We start from the raw sequence: 21839 nt of genomic DNA on the forward strand, positions 1-21839 counted from the left end.
GCTTGAATATAGGAGTCATACCTTAGCATCATAATTTTTTATTATTTACCCTGTCTACTTGACAGGGAGCAGTTCAATGTCTATGTCACTTTTTTTTATGTATTAGATAATTATTGTTTTTAATAATAATTACCTAATACATTTAATTAAAGGAAATTTCTCTTTTCAGTAGGATGAGTAACTTCATCTAACCAAATTAAAATTTGTAGTTTTCCTTAAAAGATGAAAACATATGATATTAAGAATAAAGCTGATATAGATAGTATTATTAGTGAAAACGGAATAGAAAAAGAAATATATTTTTTTAAATTATAAACTTGATTTATTTTAACTTTATAATTGGATTCAATAATATGGTCATTTTGATATCGTCCTACTTCACTAAGCATTATTGGTCCTCCCGTAGCTGACCAAGGTAACATACTACTGCCAGCTAATATTCCTAATGCTAAGGCAGCATATACTAAATTACTTCCTACAATAGGATTTAATTGTAAGCAAATAGGTAGTAGTGTTGCAGCTGCAGGGCCAGCAGATAAAAATGTTGCTATAATAAAAGCTGAAAAAAGTACAGCTAAAAGAATTAAAAATACGTTATCAGAAGTAAATGAGATAATATATTTAACTATACTATCAAGTACGCCAGATTTTTCTAAAACACTAGATAAAATAAATAATGTTGAAATAAAAACTAATGAATCAAGTACTGGAACTGTATTTAATATATTATCAGGTTTATCTATAGTAATTAATAAAAGCAATCCTATATAAATAATAGAAATAAATGAAATAGAAATAGAATAAAAAGGTGAAATACATATAGCAATTATAAAAGAAATAAATAAAATAATTGGGCAATATATCTTTTTAAATTTACTTGCATTAATATGCCTATCATGAAGTATAGGGGGGGTAGGTGGCGGAATATGATTTGGATGATGTGGAGGTGGTGGATCAGTAAATTTATTTTTTAAATACGCATCATCGGATATATTCATAATGTCATTTTTCTTATCATACTTTTTTACCCACCAAAGTGTATATGGAATTAAAAGCCCTGCCAATAGAGCACATGGAATAAATAATTTTGTTAGAAAATCCATAAGGCTAAAACCTGAATAGAGTGTTAAAATTACTGCAGGTGTATCAGCCCAAGGAAGTGGACAGCCACCTATATTTGAAGCAATTAAGCCAGAAACTAAAATTGGTAAAGGTGAAAGTTCTAACTTTATAGATAACTCTAGGCATATAAAAGTAAATAATAGAACTACACTTAAATTATTCATGAAAAGTGAAGTAAAATACATGACTAAAGGCAAAAGAATATATATGAGTGTTTTTTTACCTTTAGAAATGCTTAGAAATTTATCGCCAATATATTTAAAGAATGAGTTATTCTCAAAAGTCTTAGAAAATAGCCCTAAAGCAAGAATAAGTGTGATTATTTCTATAGGAAAATTTGAAAGAACATCGGATAGGGTGAAGGTATTAGTTACAGTTCCATATATTAATATTACTCCTAATCCAATGCTTGTTATAGCAGTACGATACTTAATAGAAAAAATCATTGCAATATATACTATTAAGGCTACTATTATTGCAAATGTCATATTATCCCTCCTAATTTTTTCTTAGGTTGTTTTTAGATAAATACTATGGACACATATTACATAATATGATTTTTTAGTGAAAGTGTTAATTAATAATTGATTAAAAATAAGCTATAGTATGTTGTAAGGAACAAAAAGTATAATTATTAATAATATATAATATAAATTGAATCCATGATTATCTAAATAAATGAATTTGATATGAACATAGAAATTTTAAGAAGGGAGCGAAAATGGATTATATATTATTAGTTCTTCTTATTATTTTATTTTTGAATAAGCAAAATAAAGATAGATTAATAAAAGTTAATCATAAAGAAGAGTCTTATGATGAGAATAAGTTAAATAATATAATAGGAAATAAGTATAAAGAATTAAGTAATTATAAGTATTCAAAAAATGAGATAGTAAGAGCTAAAAAGTATAAAGAGAAGGAATATGGCATTGATAATTGTGATAATACAATGCAAACAAGGAGTAATAACTATAAGGGATATTATGAATCAGATAATAATATAAAAAATAATATAATAAATAAATCAGATAAATTTGAGATAAATAATAACATAGATAGTAAAAATAAACATAAGGATCTAGAAGAGATTATAGAAACAAAAGAAAATGATAGTAGGTATAATAAAGAGATATTTAGCAAAGAAGAAAAAAAGATGGATGAATTAGATGAGAGTAAAGAAGAAATTTATAGTGAAGAATCAACTTATAATTCTTATGATGCGAGTAAAAATTGTGAGAAAGAGTATATTGATTTGAATGATAATAAACAATATAGGATTGTAGATATTTCTGAAAGTAATCAGGGGCTTAAAGAAAGTCAGGAGTTATATAAGGAAAGTGTAATAAATAATATAAGTAATAAAACAATTGATAATATAAATGAAGTTATAACATATAGGGAAGATGAAGAGATTCATACACAAGATAAGCAAATAGATGAGAACGATAAAGATATACAAATAGACGAAATAAATAAGATGGGTAACGTTGAAAAGAACAAAAATAAATTTAATAAATTAAAAAAGAGGTATAAGGGGGTTAATGTTTCAGTTTTAGTATCAGGAGTAGGAATTATAGAGGGAGAAATTGTATTTGATTTTCCAAATATAATTGCAGTTAAAAACAAAGAAGATATAATTATATTTATTGATGAATCTAAAATATTAGGTATATATTAAGGGGCAAGTTTTATAGCTTGCTCTTTAAATAATTATTAATTTATATTGGAAAAAAGAGGAAATTTTAAATATGCGGTCAAATTGGGAGAAAAGAATGAAGAATGATTTTGTTATTGTATTAGCACCTGATTCTTTTAAAGAAAGTATGAGTGCAAAAGAAGTTTGTATTGCAATGGAAAAGGGAATAAAAAAAGTAGATGCTAGTATAAAATGTATACATGTTCCTATGGCAGATGGTGGAGAAGGTACAATGCAGTCTTTAATAGATGCAACTAATGGAGAAATATATGATTTAGAAGTTACTGGACCTTTAGGAAATAAAATTAACGCTAATTTTGGAATTTTAGGCGATGGAGAAGTGGGAGTATTAGAGATGGCTAGTGCAAGTGGAATACACTTAGTTCCATTAGATAAGAGGAATCCATTAGTTACTACTACTTATGGTACTGGTGAACTCATTAAGGCTTGTTTAGATAAAGGGGTAAAGAAGTTATTAATAGGTATTGGAGGAAGTGCAACAAATGATGGTGGAGCTGGGGTTATTCAAGCTTTGGGTGGAAAGCTCTTAGATAAAGAAGGAAATGAATTGGGATTTGGTGGCGGAGAGTTATATAAATTACATACTATAGATTTAACTAATTTTGATTTTCGATTAAAGGATGTTGTTGTTGAAGTAGCATGTGATGTTAATAATCCTTTATGTGGGGAAAATGGAGCATCACATGTATTTGGACTACAAAAAGGAGCAACCTTAGAAATGGTTAGTATTTTGGATAGAAACTTGAGGCATTATGCTGATATAATTAAAGAACAACTTAGAAAGGATATTTTGGATATACCAGGTGCAGGTGCAGCAGGTGGCTTAGGTGCAGGGCTTATGACATTTTTGAATGGAACATTAAAAACGGGAATTGAAATGGTAATTGAATATACTAGTTTAGAAGAAAAGATTAAAGATGCAGATATGGTTTGGACAGGTGAAGGAAGTATAGATTTTCAAACTCAATATGGTAAAACTCCATTAGGCGTTGCCAAAATAGCTAAAAAATATAACAAACCTGTTGTAGCTTTTGCTGGAAAAATTGGAGACGATATAGATATTTTATATGAAAAAGGAATAGACTCTATATTTGGAATTATGAAAGAGGTAACATCTATTGATGAAGCACTTAAACATGGAAAGGAAAATATAGAGAAAACAGCTGAAAATGTAATACGACTTATTAGATTAATATAAGTATATTGCTTAATAGAACTATTATTTTAATCAATTTGGAAAGAGTAAAAGCAAGTAATACAGTGAACTAGTATATTACTTGTTTTTTATTATTATATAGTATTAAATAATAAATTATTATCTTATAATATTAAAGGTAATACTGAAGTAGTCACTCGAGATAAGAGGTAAATATGCAAATAAAAGATAAGAAAAATAAAAGAATAAAAATTAGTAATATAGATGATTTAAATAAAGAACTGAAGTTAAAGGGATATAATCTTGAAATATCAGATTTTGATAAATTTAAAGAAGGTTTTATAAAAACTTTTAATATAAGTAATGAATTATTTAATAAGATTTATAAAACTATAAATGAAGAAAGTATTAGTTATAAGGTAAGTGATATTAATGATTTTATAAGATATATAAAAAATATCACGATATTTGAATATGAGCATAAGAAATTATGTGAGAAAATAAGTAAAATGAAAAGACTCCATATTGATAGAGTTGAATATGATAGAATACCAAGTACTCAAGATGATGTTGAACATATATTAAAGGTAATAGAAGAAACTAAAAAGTTTATATCGAAAAAAATTAATGATGAAGGAAAGAGAAAATTAGAATTTTTAGAAGAGGAAATTAATAAAGATTATGTTTATGCAAAAGATATTGAACTGTTAAAAAGAATGTTGATTTTTAATAATGAAAATGTAAATGAAGAGTATGATGAAAATAATCAAATAAAAACTTTATTTATTGAAGTACCTGAAGAAATAGGATTTGCTTATGTAAAAGCAGAAAAGGGTACTGTTGAATATCACCAGCATATAAAAAGTTATATTCCTAGGATGAAGAGATTAATTAAAAATTTAGATAAATATATTATAGAAGAGGAGAAGGGTACATTTAAAATAAATCAAAGTATAGCAATACAGGATTCGGTAAATATGGCAGTTGCATTATTTAATGATATGGAGTTTAGAGCTGTTAGTGGGAAGAATGATATTGAAAATAGTTGTACATTAATACCGTTAGGACAAGATTATTTTAAAAGTTGTAAGGTTAATAAGCTTGGTAAATTAGGAATTGGATATAATAGAGTTAATGATAGTGAAAAAAAAATAATTGAAGAGATACATAAACTTATAACTAAGGGAAAGTTAAAAGCAGAAGGTGATTTTACTTTATATAGTAAATGGGAACCATGTCCTAGCTGTTATTATGTTATTAGTCAATTTATTGAAAAGTACCCTAAGATAAATTTAAAGGTTATGTATTATAAAGAGTATGGAGAAAAATAAAAATATTTACAAATAAATAAAAAAGTAGTATTATTTTAATGTAATTGTATATAATAGTAAATGAGATTAATATTAGTTATACGTTGATAGGGAAAAGTATTATAGAATACAGTTTTAAGAGAGAAAGTGTTATAAGCTGGAAGCACTTTTAAATATGACTATAAGAAAACTACCCTGGAGTTATGGTTTAGTATCATTAAGTGAGAAATACCATCGGTGAAGATCGATAAAACTTTTAAAGATGAATTGAATTTTTTAATTCAATTTGGGTGGAACCACGGATATAGCATTCGTCCCAAGAGTTGGGATGGATGTTTTTTTTATATCAAAAAATATATATTAATAAGGAAATACCTTCTCATAAAAATGAAGGTATAAGTTAAAACTTGGAATATCAGTTAAAGGAGGTAGAAAGTGAAATGATTAACGTAAAATTAAAAGATGGATCTGTAAGAGGAATTGAAGAAAATTCGACTATTTTAGATCTAGCTAAATCAATTAGTAAAAAGTTAGGAAACTCCGCAGTAGTAGGTGAAGTAAATGGAACCTTAGTTGACTTAGCTTATAAGCTTCAAAATAATGATGAGGTTAATATAGTAACTTATGATGATGAAGCTGGGATTGAGGTTATGAGACATACTACCTCACATGTAATGGCTCAGGCTGTAAAGAGACTTTATAAAGATGTAAAACTAGCTATAGGACCAACAATAGAAAATGGATTTTATTATGATTTTGATATAGAAACTCCATTTAATAGTGAAGACTTAGTTAAAATAGAAGAAGAAATGAACAAAATAATAAAAGAAGATATTTTATTAGAAAGAATGGTAGTAAGTAGAGAAGAGGCTTTGAAATTAATGGAAGGTAGGGGAGAGCCTTATAAGGTAGAACTTATAAAAGATCTTCCAGAAGGAGAAACAATTTCACTTTATAAACAAGGTAATTTTATAGATCTTTGTAGAGGTCCACATCTTTTATCTACTAAAGGAATAAAAGATTTTAAATTAACTAGTGTTGCAGGAGCCTACTGGAGAGGTAATGAAAAAAATAAAATGCTACAAAGAGTTTATGGAGTAGCATTTGCAAATAAAGATATTTTAAAGAGTTATTTAAATAATATAGAAGAAGCAAAAAAGAGAGATCATAGAAGGTTAGGCAAAGAGTTAAAGTTATTTACTTTTGTTGATGAAGGACCTGGATTCCCATTTTTCTTACCAAAAGGGGTTATTCTTAAAAATAATTTAATTAATTATTGGAGAGAATTACATCAAAAAGCTGGATATGTTGAAGTAGAAACTCCAATAATGTTAAATAAAAAGCTATGGGAAACTTCCGGGCACTGGGATCATTATAAAGAAAATATGTATACTTCAATGATTGATGAAGAAGAATTTGCATTAAAACCTATGAATTGTCCAGGTGGAATGCTTATTTATAAAACAGAAACACATTCTTATAGGGATTTTCCAATGAGAGTTGGGGAGCTTGGAAGAGTTCATAGACATGAACTTTCTGGTGCTTTACATGGTCTTATGAGAGTAAGGGCATTTACTCAAGATGATGCACATATATTTATGTTGCCGGATCAAATAAAATCAGAAATTAAAGGGGTTGTTGCTTTAATTGATGAAGTTTATTCAAAGTTTGGATTTAAATATAGTGTTGAGTTATCTACAAGACCAGAGGATTCAATGGGAAGTGATGAAGATTGGAATATGGCAGAAGATTCATTAAAGGCAGCTCTTGAAGAAATGAATTTACCTTATAAAATTAATGAAGGTGATGGAGCATTTTATGGACCAAAGATAGATTTTCATCTTGAAGATAGCTTAGGTAGAACATGGCAATGTGGAACTATTCAATTAGACTTTCAATTACCACAAAGGTTTGAATTAGACTATATTGGTAGTGATGGTGAAAAGCATAGGCCAATAGTTATCCATAGAGTTATCTTTGGAAGTATTGAAAGGTTTATTGGTATATTAATTGAGCATTTTGCAGGTAAATTCCCAACATGGCTTTCACCAGTTCAAGTTAAGATTTTACCTATTTCGGATAAATTTGTAGATTATGCTAGTGAGGTTAAGAGAAATCTAGAGTCAAATGGATTAAGAGTTGAAACTGATTTGCGTACTGAAAAAATAGGATATAAAATAAGGGAAGCAAGAAATGAAAGAGTACCTTATATGATTATTATTGGTGAAAAAGAAGAAAATGATAAGACTATTTCAGTAAGAAGCAGAGATAATGGTGATGAAGGAGCTGTTGATTTAAATAGCTTTATTGATAGAGTAACTACTGAAATAAAAAATAGAAAATAAAAAATTATGTTAGGAAAAGGGGATTGAATTTATAGCAAATCTTCTTTTCCTTTTTTTATTAAATTAAAATATAGAGAAATTATGAATTTTAAATTACTATTTTTAATTTTCCTAGATAAGGAAAGTTATAGATGATATAATGACTATTAATATAAGAACGTTTAATATAAATAAAAGAGTGTACAAGAGAGATATATAAGGGGTGAAGTTATATGGCACAAACAACTAAAAAGGCATTTGCTACATCTTTAAAAAAATTATTATCACAAAAGCCATTAGATAAGATTAAAATTACGGATATAACAGAGGATTGTGAAGTAAATCGTCAAACGTTTTATTATCACTTTAAGGATATATATGATTTATTAGAATGGGTTTATACAAATGAAGCAACAAGGGCTTTAGGAGATAAAAAGACATATGATACATGGCAAGAAGGGTTTTATGAAATATTTGAATATATTTTAGAAAATAAAACTTTTGTTTTAAATACTTATAATTCTGTAAGTAGAGAATATTTAGAAAGATATTTATATAATGAAACATATTATTTGCTTTTGGGTGTAGTTGAAGAAAAATCAAAGGACATGTCTGTTAGAGAGAAAGATAAGTCATTTATTGCAGATTTCTATAAATTTGCTTTTGTTGGATTAGTAATTGATTGGATAAGAAAAGGCATGATGGAAGAACCAAAAGATATTATTAAGAGATTAAATACATTAATTTCAGGAAATATTGAAACCGCATTACAAAGATATAGAAATGATAAACATAATAAATTAGAATAATAAAATTTGGACAAACTTAAAGGTTTGTCTTATTTTTTTACAATTTTAAAGGTTTGTTTAAAAATAGGACATAGGCATAATTTTGTCTATAGAAGATGTTATTAGAAAGTAATACTATAAGCATATAAGATAAATCTACGAAATTTAATAAAAAATAAATTGTTTTTATATAAGAGGGAGGAATTTATATGTATTATAGTAATGGTAATTATGAGGCATTTGCTCGCCCAGAAAAACCAGCAAATGTAGATAGAAAATCAGCTTATTTAGTAGGGGCAGGACTTGCATCTTTAGCAGCAGCATGTTTTTTAGTTCGTGATGGACAAATGAAGGGTGAGCATATTCACATATTAGAAGAAATGAATATTGCAGGTGGAGCTTGTGATGGAATTAATGATCCAACAAAAGGTTTTGTAATTCGTGGTGGACGTGAAATGGAAAACCATTTTGAATGTTTATGGGATTTATTTAGATCAATTCCATCATTAGAAACAGAAGGTGTATCTGTATTAGATGAATATTATTGGTTAAATAAAAAAGATCCTAATTATTCTTTAATGAGAGCTACAGTAAATAGAGGTGAAGATGCACATACAGATGGTAAATTTGGTTTATCAGATAAAGCATCTATGGAAATAATAAAATTATTCTTTACTAAGGATGAAGATTTATATGATAAAACAATAGATGATGTATTTACAGAAGAGTTTTATAAATCAAACTTTTGGTTATATTGGAGGACTATGTTTGCATTTGAAGAATGGCATAGTGCATTAGAAATGAAACTTTATATTCAAAGATTTATCCATCATATTGGTGGCCTTCCAGATTTCTCAGCATTAAAGTTTACTAAGTATAATCAATATGAGTCTTTAATATTACCAATGGTTAAATATTTAGAGTCACATGGGGTTAACTTCCAATACAATACACAAGTTACTAATGTAATATTTGAAAAAGAAGGTAAGAAAAAAGTAGCAAAACAAATTATTTGTATTCATGATGGAAAAGAAGAAAAAATAGACTTAGTAGAAGATGACTTAGTATTTGTTACAAATGGTAGTTGTACAGAAAATGCTACATTAGGTGATCATGATACTGCACCGGTTTTAAATACTGAAGAAGGTGGTTGCTGGAGATTATGGAGAAACATCGCAGCTCAAGATCAGGACTTTGGACATCCAGATAAGTTTTGTACAAATATTAAAGCTACAAACTGGGAATCAGCTACAGTTACAACTTTAGATGATAGAATACCACCATATATTGAAAAAGTATGTAAGCGTGATCCATTTAGCGGAAAGGTAGTTACAGGAGGAATAATAACAGCAAAAGATTCTTCATGGTTAATGAGCTATACATTAAATCGTCAGCCACATTTTAAAACACAACCTGGAGATCAATTAGTTGTGTGGGTTTATGGATTATTTACAGATGTTCCTGGTGACTTTATTAAAAAGCCTATGAAGGAATGTACAGGATATGAAATTACTCAAGAATGGTTATATCATTTAGGTGTTCCAGTAGATGAAATTCCAGAAATGGCTAGAAATTCTGCAAGAGCTATACCTTGTATGATGCCATATATAACAGCTTTCTTTATGCCAAGAACAGCTGGTGATAGACCCAAAGTTGTACCAGAGGGATGTGTTAACTTTGCATTTTTAGGTCAATTTGCAGATACAGTTCGTGATACAGTATTTACAACTGAATATTCTGTAAGAACAGCTATGGAAGCAGTATATACATTATTAAATATTGATCGTGGAGTTCCAGAAGTATTTAATTCTTGTTATGATATTAGAGTATTACTAGATTCAACTTCTAAAATGATGGATGGTAAGAAGATTACAGATATAAAACTTCCATTAAAAGCTAAGATGGTTGAAAAGAAAGTATTTAAAGAAATTCAAGGAACTATAATTGAAGAGTTGCTAGAAAGGTATAAATTAATATAAAAAAATATTAATTATTATTAAGTAAATATATAGGTTTAACTTACTATAGAAAATTGTAATTAGAGTTATTTATTGATAAAGAAAAGAGATTATCATAATTGATAGTCTCTTTTTATGCATTTAAATCAAGTTATATATAAATAGAAATGTAGTGATAATTAAAAATTAAGGTACATAAGTTAATATATAGTAGAAATAATGTTATAAAGGGAGGAGAGATTATGAGCAATGTTAAGATAGCAAATGTATTAAATAATTTACCGTTGATATTTGAAAGAAATATAGGTCAATATGATAATAAGGTACAATTTGTATTAAACAAAAAAGAATGTACAACCTTTTTTACTGATAAGGAGATAGTATTAGCATTTAGAAGTAATGAAAAAATACAAGAGTTGAAAGAGTTAGATAGTAGTAACTTATATAATACATCACTAAGAAAAATGGAAGAGTATCAAATTAATGTTTTGAGAGTTTGTTTTAAAAGTTCAAATAAGATTCCTCAAATAATAGGTAAAAATGAATTTAATTGTACATTAAATTATTTTAAGGGAGAAGATATTTCAAATTGGAAATGTTCTATACCATTATATGAAAAGCTATTATACAAAGAAATATATAATGGAATAGATATATTATATTATGAACGTGAGGGGGTTATTAAATGGGACTTTATAGTTGAACCTAATAAAAATATAAACAACATATTATTAAATTTAAATGGAGCAAATAACATAGAGTTAGATGATAATGGAGATATAAATGTTAATATAAAAGAAAGAATATTAAAAATATCAAAACCTGAAGCTTATCAAAATAATAATGATGAAAAAATAGAAAGTAGCTTTGGAATAGATGAGGACGGTAATATAAAATTTAATATAAGTAATTATAATGAAGAAGATAGTTTAACAATTACCATATCAGTATCATTTGATAATTTTAATTCTACTTGTGTAGTTGATAGAGCAAATTCAATAGCTGTAGATGAAAAGAACTGTGTATATATTACAGGAGAAGTAGGCTTTCAAAACTTTCCAGACAAGAAGATTTATAAAAATGTTTTAAGTGGAAAGGATTATGGTGCTTTTTTGGTAAAGATAGATACTACTAAAAAGGGACAGTCGGCACTAAAGTATGCAGCTTATATTGGTGGGGAAGGCATTGATGAGGCTGTTGGAATAGCTGTGGATAATGAAAAAAATGCATATATAGTAGGAGCAACTAATTCAATATATGAATTTCCAGTAACAGAAAAATCATATGCATATAGTTATCCAGGAGGAAGTAAAACAGGTTTTTTAATTAAAATAGACACTAAAAAGGTTGGATTAAGTAGCTTAGTTTATGGAACATATTTAGGTGGGAATTCGTATGATTATGCTTATTCGGTGGCAATAGATAAGGAAAAGAATGTATATGTAGTGGGATTAACTAATTCAAATTTTGGATTTCCTATAAGTGAAAGTGCTTATGAAAAAAATAATGATGATGCTGTTGATGTTGGATTTTTATTAAAACTAGATATAAATAAAGAAAGAAAAGATGCATTGTTATATGGAACATATTTTGGTGGAAATGACTCAACTAGTTTTTCAGCATTAGCAGTAGATGACAATGGTTATGTATATGTTACAGGTGTTACTCAATCAAAGGATTTTCCTGTAACACAAAATGCTTATGAAACTAAATTTGAAGGAGGATTAAGTAGTGCTTTTATATCTAAATTTAATTTGAATAAAACAGGAAAAGAGAGCTTAATATATTCCTCATTTTTATGTGGAGATGGGGAAGAAGCTGGATATGGAATTGCAGTTGATTCAAGAGAATGTGCTTATATAACAGGAGTAACAAATTCTTTGAATAATTTTCCTATAACCCAAAATGCATTTCAAAATAGTATATCTAACATAGAGGGTTCGGGGTTTCTTATTAAGGTAAATACACAATTATCAGGAGAAAAAGGACTAGCCTATGGAAGTTATATAGATGGAAATGGAAGTGATGTATGTTCAGATATAAAAATTGATTATAATAATTATGTATATATATGTGGGTTTACAACATCAACTGATTTTCCAGTGAATAGTTATGAAAATGGTTGGGTAAAAAATGGATATAATTCTTTTTTATTAAAATTAGATCTAAACAAAGAAAGAAGAAAAGCTTTATTACTTGGAACATTCTTAAGAGAAAATATAAATGATTTTGCATTAGGGCTTGCATTAGATAATGAATTAAACACATATATTACTGGATATGCTCATTCAATTTCTGAAGATAGAAGTAAAGAAAAAGAAGGCTATTATGAAGAGAGTTCAATATCTATAATGAAAGTAAGCACTAGAATATGCAATTTAAGTATAGAAAAATCACAATATAATATTGATGTTGAACCCGGAGGAAAAACTCAATATGAAATAAATATTATAAATAATGGTCCAGATGTAGCAACGGATATTAGAATTACTGATGTTTTAGGAAGAGGAATAACAGTAAAAGAAATAAGTGTATCAAAAGGATCAATTCATCAACTAGGAAAGGAAATAATATGGAAAGTTAGCGAGCTAAATATTGGTGAGAGCGCTAAAGCAACTATTAAGATCAGAGTTTTAATAAATAGTGAAATATCAGAAAAAGAAACTTTTATTAATGTAAATGACAATATATATTGCTCAAAGAGTAGTATATAAAAAGTGTCCTTAGTTATCTATAAATAGTATTACGATTATCTTATTTGTTTAGATAATTAGTCAATAAGATAGTCGTAATAATATAATTGATATTTTTTTGACAATACATATAATTTCTTATAAAATGGAGTATGTGCACTTAAATTACATAAATATTAAATAGTCACAGCATTTAGTCGAAGAAAAAAACATAATAGTAAAGGGTGAAAAAATTGAAAAAAGCAATTAATTTGATTAAAAGATTAGTAATGTTTTTTGTTGGAATGAGTATAATTCAATTTGGTGTAGCTTTATTTTTAAAGACAAGCATTGGATCAGATTCATTTACTGTTTTTACAGAAGGATTGGCAACGGTTCTAAATAAAACTGGATTAAAAGATTTATCAATAGTTCATATGATTACAGGAAGAGCTGAAGTTACTCCAGGTGTAGCAAATATGATAATACTAATAGTATTATTTATTGGAATACTGATAGTTGATAGAAAACGTATAAAGATAGGAACATTAATATGTGTTATTGGGGTAGGACCAATAATTGATTTAGGTGTAAAAGCAGTATCATATTTTCCTATAGAATCTGCAAATATATTTGTAAAGATGTTATTAGTATTAGGTGGATGCTTTATAATTGCAGTAGGATTTTCAATAATGTCTGAAAGTGATATAGGAGTAGCACCAAATGATATTGTTCCATTTATAATTAAAGACAAGCTAAACTGTCAATATAGATGGGTTAGAATAGCATTTGATGCAACTTTTTTAATTGTTGGATTTATTCTTGGTGGAAAGGTTGGAAGCGGTACTATTATAGCAATGTTGGCGATAGGACCATTCATTCAATTCTGCTTACCTTATGGTAAAAAGTTTGTTGGAATTGTTCTTAACGGTAAAGAAAAATCAAATAATGAATCAACTGTTATTGCATAATTAAGTTGACAATTTTATGTGTAAATGATAATAAATAGATAGTAGTAATATAAGAAAATATTGGTACTATCTATTTATTTTTTTATGATCATATCTATAGGAGAATTTATAATGAGAAATTTTTTAATAAAGTAAATATAAATTTTTGGGGGATATAGATGAAGAATGCAAACAGAATAGCTATTTATATTTGTGGTATATTTTTATTGGCTTTAGGTGGAGTATTAGCAATAAAATCTAATTTAGGAGCATCACCTGTAAGTTCATTACCGCTAAGTATAAGTAAGGTTACTAGTATTAGCTTAGGGAGAGCGGCAGCAATATTATTCATTATTTATGTAGGAATACAAATACTAATATTAAGAAGGGATTTTAAAATAGTTCAATTATTACAAATAATATTTGCTATATTATTTGGTCAAATAATGAATTTTTTTAATGCAATTATTAATATAAATGTTGATAGTTTTTATATTAGAATAGTAATTTGTATATTAAGCTTTTTTATCACAGCTTTTGGTGTTACATTTACTATTACAGCAAATATTGTACCAGTAGCTCCAGATGGATTAGCACAAGTTATAAGTAAAAAGGCAAAAATAGAATTTGGAAAGGCAAAAATATACTTTGATTGTGTTGTAGTAGCACTATCAGTAGGAATATTACTTATAAACAATAAAGGATTAGATGGATTAGGTATTGGAACTGTTTTATCGGCGTTATTAGTAGGAAGAATAGTAGCTTATATAAATAAAAATTTAAAGCATAAAATTGAAAATATATGCTTTGTAGAAGCTGCATAAAATTTAAATAAATATATTGACAATGTTTACATTAGTTGATAAAATTAAGACAAGTTAATAGTGGAATCCATTTTGGGATTGTTACTGAGTAAGCAGGCAAAACCTAAATTGATACCAAATATATGTATATTAATTATTTTTATATGATAATTATATGCATTATTTGATATTGATTTAGGTTTTTTTGTATAACTTTAATTAAGTTTAATATCTTAAATTAGTAAATATAAAAATGAGGGGATTATACTGATATGATCATAAATAAAGTATTAAATAACAATGTTGTGACAATTATAAGTGAAAATAGTGAAGAAGCAGTTGTTATGGGAAGGGGTATAGCTTTCCAAAAGAAAAAAGGCGATGAGATTGATGAGAGTAAAATAGAAAAAATATTCGTCTTAGAAAATAAAAGTATAAATGAAAAGTTGCTTACTTTAGTGAATGATATTCCAGCAAAGTATTTAGAAGTTGCAGAAAATATAATAAAATATGCAGAAAATAAGTTGGGTACAAAGTTAAATGAAAATATTTATTTAACACTTACAGATCATATTAGTTTTGCAATTAGTAGAGCAGAAAAAAACTTAGAAATAAAAAATGCAATGCTTTGGGATATTAAGAGACTTCATAAAGTTGAATTTGAAATTGGAATCCATGCATTAAAGATTATTGAGGAGAATTTAAATTTTGAGTTACCAGAAGATGAAGCAGCATCAATATCAATGCATATTTTAAATGGTGAACTTGATCAAGAAATGCCAGAAATAGTAGATATGATTAAATTAATTGAAGAAATATTAAAGATGGTAAAGTATCATTTTAATATTGAATTTGATGAAGAGTCGATTAATTATTATAGATTTATTACTCATTTAAAATTCTTTACTCAAAGACTATCTAGTGGAAGATATTATGAAGATAATGATAATGACTTATTTGACATGATAAAACTTAAGTATCCAAATTCTTATGAGTGTGTAAAAAGAATTGAGGGATTTGTAAAGCAAAAATATGGTACTCAATTAACTAAAGAAGAAATGCTATATTTAATAATACATACAGCTAGAGTAGTACATGAAAATTGTTAAAATTAAATATAACTTTAATACTTTCCATTAGGATTGTTACTGATTCGATCAGGCAAAACCTAAATTAATAATTAAAATTAAGCAGTAGATATGATAATTCATTAGAATGATTTATTAAAGTATTTATCATTTTATTTGAAGTATAATGCTAGAAGTAAGTATATCTGTAGTTTTAATTTTAAAAGTTAGTTTAGGTTTTTTTATATAATTTTTATTAACTGATAAGTAAATTGTGGAGGTGATGATCAGGAAAATTAATATAACCTTAGAAGTTTCATAGGATTGTTACTAGGTTAGGCTAGGCAAAACCTTAATTCTTCAAAATTTTAAATTTGAGAAAATTAAAATATTGAAAGCGAGGAATTAAGCTATGAATTATGAAAATTTAGCAAAACAAATATTAAAAAATGTCGGTGGACAAGAAAATGTATCAAATTTAACACATTGTGCAACAAGATTAAGATTTAATCTTAAAGATTTATCAAAAGCCAATACAGAAGCAATAAAGAAAACAAAAGGTGTTATGGGTGTTGTAGATAAAGGAGCCCAATATCAAATAATTATAGGTAGTGATGTTGCTAATGTATATAAGGAGTTATTAAAGATTGGTAATTTCCAAAGTTCTAGTTCTAAAAATGATGGTGAGAAGAAAGGATTGGATAAGATATTTGATATAATTGCAGGTACTTTTACTCCAATATTACCACCACTTACGGCAGCAGGAATGTTAAAGGCTGTTTTAGTATTATTAACTACTTTTGGATTAATGTCTAAAGAAAGTCAAACTTACTATATATTAAGCTTTATGGCAGATGCAATATTCTTCTTATTCCCAGTAGCACTTGGATATACTGCGGCAGTTAAATTTAAGTGTAATCCATTTATGGGTATGTTGATGGGAGGAATAATGATTCATCCGAACTGGACAGCTTTAGTAAATGCAAAAGAAGCTGTAACTTTATTTGGATTACCTGTTAAGTTAGTAAGTTATACATCTTCAGTTATTCCGATTATACTAGTTGTTTGGGTAATGTCATATGTTGAAAATTTTGCAGATAAAATATCACCAAAACCAATTAAATTTTTCTCAAAACCTTTAATTACTATATTGGTTATGGGGCCATTAGCTTTAATAGCTTTAGGGCCTATAGGATCAGTTTTAGGCGAAGGTTTAGCTGATATTGTAACAGCTATAAATAATGTTGCACCTTGGTCAATACCAATGATAATTGGTGGAGTATCTCCATTGCTTGTTTTAGTTGGTATGCATTATGCATTTTTCCCATTATCATTTAATGATTTAGCATTAAAGGGATCAGAAAATGTTTTAGGACCAGGTATGCTTGTATCTAATATAGCTCAAGGTGGCGCAGTTTTATGTGTTTCTTTAAAAACTAAAAATAGAGATTTAAAACAATTAGCAGGATCAGCAGGACTTACTGCATTGCTTGGAATTACAGAGCCAGCGATGTATGGTGTTACAATGAAGCTTAAAAAACCTCTTATAGCTGTTTGTTCAGGAGGAGCTTTAGCTGGATTATATATTGGACTTATGGGAGTTGTTCGTTATTCATCAGGAGCACCAGGATTAGCATCTATTGCTATATTTATAGGGGAAAATCCAATGAATATTGTTCATGCATTAATTGGTTGCGCTATAGCATTTGTATCTGCATTTGCTTTAACTTGGATAATTGGATTTGAAGATCCTGCAAATGAAGATGATCAAATAGAAGATGAATCTTTAGAAGAAGTTGCAGTAGATAAAGCACCATTAATGAATAAAATTACTATTGCTAGCCCGTTAAAAGGAAATATAGTTCCTTTAAATGAAGTTAAGGATGAAACATTTGCATCAGAAATGATGGGGAAAGGTATTGCTATTAATCCAACAGAAGGAAAGGTAGTATCACCAATAAACGGTACAGTTCAAATGATATTTAAAACAAAGCATGCAATTGGATTAAAATCAGAAGATGGAGCTGAAATTTTAATTCATATTGGTATGGATACAGTTCAATTAGATGGTAAGCATTTTACTGCACATGTTAAAGATGGAGATAAGGTTAAAGTTGGAGATACTTTAGTTGAATTTGATATGAATGCTATAAAAAATGAAGGTTATGAATTAATTACACCTGTTATTATCACAAATACTATGGAATATTTAGAAATAGTACCAAAGGACATTAAATCAGTTAATACAGGAGAAACATTGATTACAATACTTTAGTAAATAAAAGGGGAGGATAGTTATGAATAATAATTTTAATAAATTTCCAAAAGATTTTCTGTGGGGAGGAGCTTTAGCTGCAAACCAATGTGAAGGTGGATACAAAGAAGGCGGAAAAGGATTAACAACTGTTGATCTTTGTCCAGCTGGAGAAAATAGAAGAAAAGTTATGGAAGGTAAAATTGATATTTTAAGACCTATTGAAGGAGAGTATTATCCATCACATGAGTCTATAGATTTTTATCATAGATTTAGAGAGGATATAGAATTATTTGCAGAGATGGGATTTAAATGTTTAAGAATATCAATTGCTTGGTCAAGAATATTCCCTCAAGGAGATGAAGAAACTCCAAATGAAGATGGATTAAAATTCTATGATGAAATGTTTGATGAAATGATTAAACATGGAATAGAACCAGTAGTTACAATATGCCATTTTGATACTCCAATTGGAATTATCGAAAAGTTTGGTGGATGGAAAAATCGTAAATTTGTAGATTTCTATTTAAATTATTGTAAGGCTATCTTCACAAGATATAAGGATAAAGTTAAGTATTGGATGACATTTAATGAAATTAATATGATATTACACCTACCATTTATGGGTGCTGGTGTTAGATTTGAAGAAGGGGATAATGAACTTCAAATTAAGTATCAATCAGCTCATCATGAACTTATAGCAAGTGCATTAGCAACTAAAATGGCACATGAAATAATTCCAGGATCTATGGTAGGATGTATGCTTGCTGCTGGAGCAACTTATGCATATAGTTGCAATCCAGAAGATGTCCAAAAAGCTATGGATAAAGAAAGAGAAAATTTATTCTTTATAGATGTTCAATCAAGAGGAGAATACCCTGGTTATGCAAAGAGATTCTTAAGAGAAAATGGAATTGAGCTTGTATTTGGTGAAAATGATGATGAGATATTAAAGAATAATACTGTAGATTTTATTGGATTTAGTTATTATTCAAGCAGATGTGCAAGTGTTGATCCAGAAATAGTTAATGGAAAAACTTCAGGAAATGCATTTAAAACTGTTAGAAATCCATATTTAAAGGCATCAGAATGGGGATGGCAAATAGATCCCCTTGGATTAAGAATAACAGCAAATCAACTATATGATAGATATCAAAAGCCATTATTCATAGTTGAAAATGGATTAGGTGCTGTAGATATTCCAGAAGAAGATGGAACTATAAATGATGATTATAGAATTGAGTATTTAAGTGAACATGTTAAAGCAATGAAAGAAGCAATTGCAGATGGAGTTGATTTAATAGGATATACTCCATGGGGATGTATAGATTTAGTATCGGCATCAACTGGAGAAATGAAAAAGAGATATGGATTTATTTATGTCGATAAAGATAATGAAGGAAATGGTACTTTAAATAGAAGCAAAAAGAAGAGCTTCTATTGGTACAAAAAAGTTATACAAACTAATGGAGAAGAAGTTTAAGATTAAAATATAATTTATTTATAGTATGAAATTCATTTAATGAATGGAAGTAAATAAGAGTTAATAATGTTAAAAAATATATATAAACAAAGTTTTTAAAATCCTTTATAAAGATATAATAGCATGATATCATGAAAATAAGGATTGTAACTGGTAGTGCAGGCAAAACCCACTAAGTAGTAGGGTTTTGTCTTTTTTTACGTACAGAAAAGTATAAAATTTTCGAAGGTTTGAAGTTAGATAGTATCTAGCTTTAAGCCTTTAAATATGTTAAATTAATTTATTATAAATTAGAGAGTTTACATATGAAAAAAGATAAAGTAAAAACTATATTAGAAGACCATTGAAGTGAATTTTTAAAACGGTATAAATAAGCCTACCAAATGTTAAAAAATAAGTAGAGAAGGTTTTGTAATGTAAGGATACAAAATATGGATTTGTTTAACTAAAATGTGATAATTGCAATACTATAAGGAAGATTGGTTTCACATGTAAAAGTAGATTTTGTACATCGTGTGGAAAGATTTATACAGATAATTGGAGTGATAATATGTTAGGCATAGGTATATAGTTTTTAATATACCAAAGGAATTAAGGGAGGTCTTTGGTATGATAGACAAAGATTTTAAATATTACCGAAGTACGCAACGATAGCTGTTACGAGTTGGATGCATACTTTAGAAAGGAAGAATCCACCAATAAGAAAAATATAGCATATAACGCAAACTAGTTCTATGATTTTAAGAGGACATAAAATTATATTCACAAAGGGAGCGTGGCGTTAGCCACTTTTTTATGATAATATCTATATCAGAATTTATAATTTTATATTAAAGAGTCTTGAAGTTATTAAGAAGGTGATATTATTAAGTTAGATTTTAGTTTGAATATTTATCAACAACAAAAGTTGGCAATGACTCAAGGAATGAAGCAATCAATAAATATATTGCAAATGTCAGCACAGGACTTGAGAGGGTATATAGACAAGGAATATCAAGAAAATCCAGTAATAGATATTGAATATATTGATGAAAATAATAATTTTATATATGAGAATTTTGATATTTACATAAATCAGAAAAATAATTATTCAAGAAGTAGTGAAGAGTATAATGCTTTTAATTTTATACAAGAAAAAGAAAAATTAAGTGATTATTTATATGAACAGTTAATTGGAATGAAGTTTGATAAGAATATTAAAAAAATATTAACCTATATGATTAATAGTTTGGATGATAATGGATATTTAAGGGTGACATTAGAAAGTGTCTGCAAAGTATTAATGATTAATGAAGAAGAAGGACAAATAGCATTAGATATTCTACAAAGTTTAGAACCAGCTGGAATTGGAGCAAGAAACTTAAGTGAATGTTTGATTATTCAATTGAGCCGTAAAGATATCTTAGATGATAAGATTAAAGAAATAGTATTAAATTATTTAGAATATGTTGCTGAAAATAAATACATATATATAAGTAGAAAATTAGGAATTTCCCAAAAGAAAGTTCAGGAATATGTAAGTTATATTAAATCTTTAGAACCTAAACCTTCAAGGGGCTTTTATACTGGGAATGAAGTGAAATTTATAATACCAGATGCATATATATTTAAGGTGTATGATAAATATGAAGTTATATTAAATAATTCAATTATACCTAAAATAAATATAAATGCTGTATATAAGGAGTTGGATATAAAAAATATTGATAGTAAAGATGAGGAGTATATAAAAAGCAAAATAGTAATGGCAAATGATTTGATACAAGCTTTAGAAAAAAGAAGAAATACATTATTAAATTTATTAAGATGTATTGTTAAAATTCAAGAAGAATTTTTTAAAAAAGGAGACTTGTATTTAAAACCTATGACTTTAAAGAGTATTGCAGTAGAAATGAATATTCATGAATCTACAGTTAGTAGAGCAATTAGGGAAAAATATATTTTAACAGAGAGGGGGATAGTGAAAGTTAAAGATTTATTTTCAAAAAAATTGTTATCTAAAAGTAGCAGTAATAAAGAAATATCTATCAATAAAATAAAGTCAAGAATAAAAGAAATAATAGAAAAAGAAAATAAAAAAAAGCCATTATCAGATCAAGATATTTGTAATTTGTTGAATAGTGATAATATTGATATATCGAGGAGAACGGTAGCTAAGTATAGAGAAGAATTAGGTATAAAGTCATCAAGTAAAAGAAAAGTTTTATAATGAATAATATAGAATAACCACAG

General features: G+C 27.4%; 14 protein-coding genes, 1 pseudogene and 1 other annotated feature. Of the genes and pseudogenes, 14 read left to right on the forward strand and 1 reads right to left on the reverse strand.

Going from position 1 to position 21839, the window contains the following annotated elements:
* Nucleotides 1-215: 215 nt before the first annotated feature.
* Nucleotides 216-1610, reverse strand: coding sequence for an SLC13 family permease (locus HCG70_RS06530; protein WP_055291402.1), 1395 nt, complete (start codon nucleotides 1608-1610; stop codon nucleotides 216-218).
* A gap of 233 nt (nucleotides 1611-1843) precedes the next feature.
* On the opposite strand from HCG70_RS06530, the gene HCG70_RS06535 reads away from it, so the two are divergent.
* The 14 genes and pseudogenes from HCG70_RS06535 to rpoN all read left to right on the forward strand — a co-directional run bounded on the left by HCG70_RS06535 (nucleotide 1844) and on the right by rpoN (nucleotide 21816).
* Nucleotides 1844-2803, forward strand: coding sequence for a hypothetical protein (locus HCG70_RS06535; protein WP_221697570.1), 960 nt, complete (start codon nucleotides 1844-1846; stop codon nucleotides 2801-2803).
* Nucleotides 2804-2897: 94 nt separating this feature from the next.
* On the forward strand, nucleotides 2898-4040 hold the full coding sequence (locus HCG70_RS06540) for a glycerate kinase (RefSeq protein ID WP_221697571.1): 1143 nt from the start codon (nucleotides 2898-2900) through the stop codon (nucleotides 4038-4040).
* A 173-nt stretch (nucleotides 4041-4213) separates the two neighbouring features.
* The gene (locus HCG70_RS06545) at nucleotides 4214-5329 is read left to right on the forward strand and encodes a deaminase domain-containing protein (RefSeq protein WP_221697572.1); all 1116 of its coding nucleotides are present in this window, start codon (nucleotides 4214-4216) and stop codon (nucleotides 5327-5329) included.
* 74 nt (nucleotides 5330-5403) lie between these two features.
* Nucleotides 5404-5630: a binding site (T-box leader), on the forward strand.
* Nucleotides 5631-5748: 118 nt separating this feature from the next.
* Complete coding sequence (gene thrS / locus HCG70_RS06550; protein WP_221697573.1) at nucleotides 5749-7653, forward strand: threonine--tRNA ligase; 1905 nt, start codon at nucleotides 5749-5751, stop codon at nucleotides 7651-7653.
* 212 nt (nucleotides 7654-7865) lie between these two features.
* On the forward strand, nucleotides 7866-8441 hold the full coding sequence (locus HCG70_RS06555) for a TetR/AcrR family transcriptional regulator (RefSeq protein WP_042394681.1): 576 nt from the start codon (nucleotides 7866-7868) through the stop codon (nucleotides 8439-8441).
* A 188-nt stretch (nucleotides 8442-8629) separates the two neighbouring features.
* Complete coding sequence (locus HCG70_RS06560) at nucleotides 8630-10399, forward strand: oleate hydratase (protein ID WP_154820820.1); 1770 nt, start codon at nucleotides 8630-8632, stop codon at nucleotides 10397-10399.
* A 221-nt stretch (nucleotides 10400-10620) separates the two neighbouring features.
* The gene (locus tag HCG70_RS06565) at nucleotides 10621-13092 is read left to right on the forward strand and encodes an SBBP repeat-containing protein (RefSeq protein WP_221697574.1); all 2472 of its coding nucleotides are present in this window, start codon (nucleotides 10621-10623) and stop codon (nucleotides 13090-13092) included.
* A 212-nt stretch (nucleotides 13093-13304) separates the two neighbouring features.
* A complete protein-coding gene (locus HCG70_RS06570) occupies nucleotides 13305-14021 on the forward strand; it encodes a YitT family protein (RefSeq protein WP_221697575.1) in 717 nt (238 codons plus the stop codon).
* 158 nt (nucleotides 14022-14179) lie between these two features.
* Complete coding sequence (locus tag HCG70_RS06575; protein WP_055291407.1) at nucleotides 14180-14824, forward strand: YitT family protein; 645 nt, start codon at nucleotides 14180-14182, stop codon at nucleotides 14822-14824.
* A 251-nt stretch (nucleotides 14825-15075) separates the two neighbouring features.
* Nucleotides 15076-15912: a BglG family transcription antiterminator LicT gene (gene licT / locus HCG70_RS06580; protein ID WP_221697576.1), complete on the forward strand. Its 837-nt coding sequence runs from the start codon at nucleotides 15076-15078 to the stop codon at nucleotides 15910-15912.
* 370 nt (nucleotides 15913-16282) lie between these two features.
* On the forward strand, nucleotides 16283-18145 hold the full coding sequence (locus HCG70_RS06585) for a beta-glucoside-specific PTS transporter subunit IIABC (protein ID WP_042394661.1): 1863 nt from the start codon (nucleotides 16283-16285) through the stop codon (nucleotides 18143-18145).
* A 22-nt stretch (nucleotides 18146-18167) separates the two neighbouring features.
* Nucleotides 18168-19607 carry a 6-phospho-beta-glucosidase gene (locus tag HCG70_RS06590; RefSeq protein WP_221697577.1) on the forward strand — a complete coding sequence of 480 codons (1440 nt, stop codon included), beginning with the start codon at nucleotides 18168-18170 and terminating at the stop codon, nucleotides 19605-19607.
* 460 nt (nucleotides 19608-20067) lie between these two features.
* Nucleotides 20068-20178, forward strand: a pseudogene (locus HCG70_RS17775) (transposase zinc-binding domain-containing protein); the annotation flags it as partial.
* Nucleotides 20179-20490: 312 nt separating this feature from the next.
* Entirely contained in the window at nucleotides 20491-21816 is a 1326-nt protein-coding gene (gene rpoN / locus HCG70_RS06600; protein WP_260457795.1) for an RNA polymerase factor sigma-54, read from the forward strand.
* Nucleotides 21817-21839 lie beyond the last annotated feature (23 nt).

The organism is Clostridium sp. K04, from assembly GCF_019734375.1.
Lineage (GTDB): Bacteria > Bacillota > Clostridia > Clostridiales > Clostridiaceae > Clostridium > Clostridium saudiense.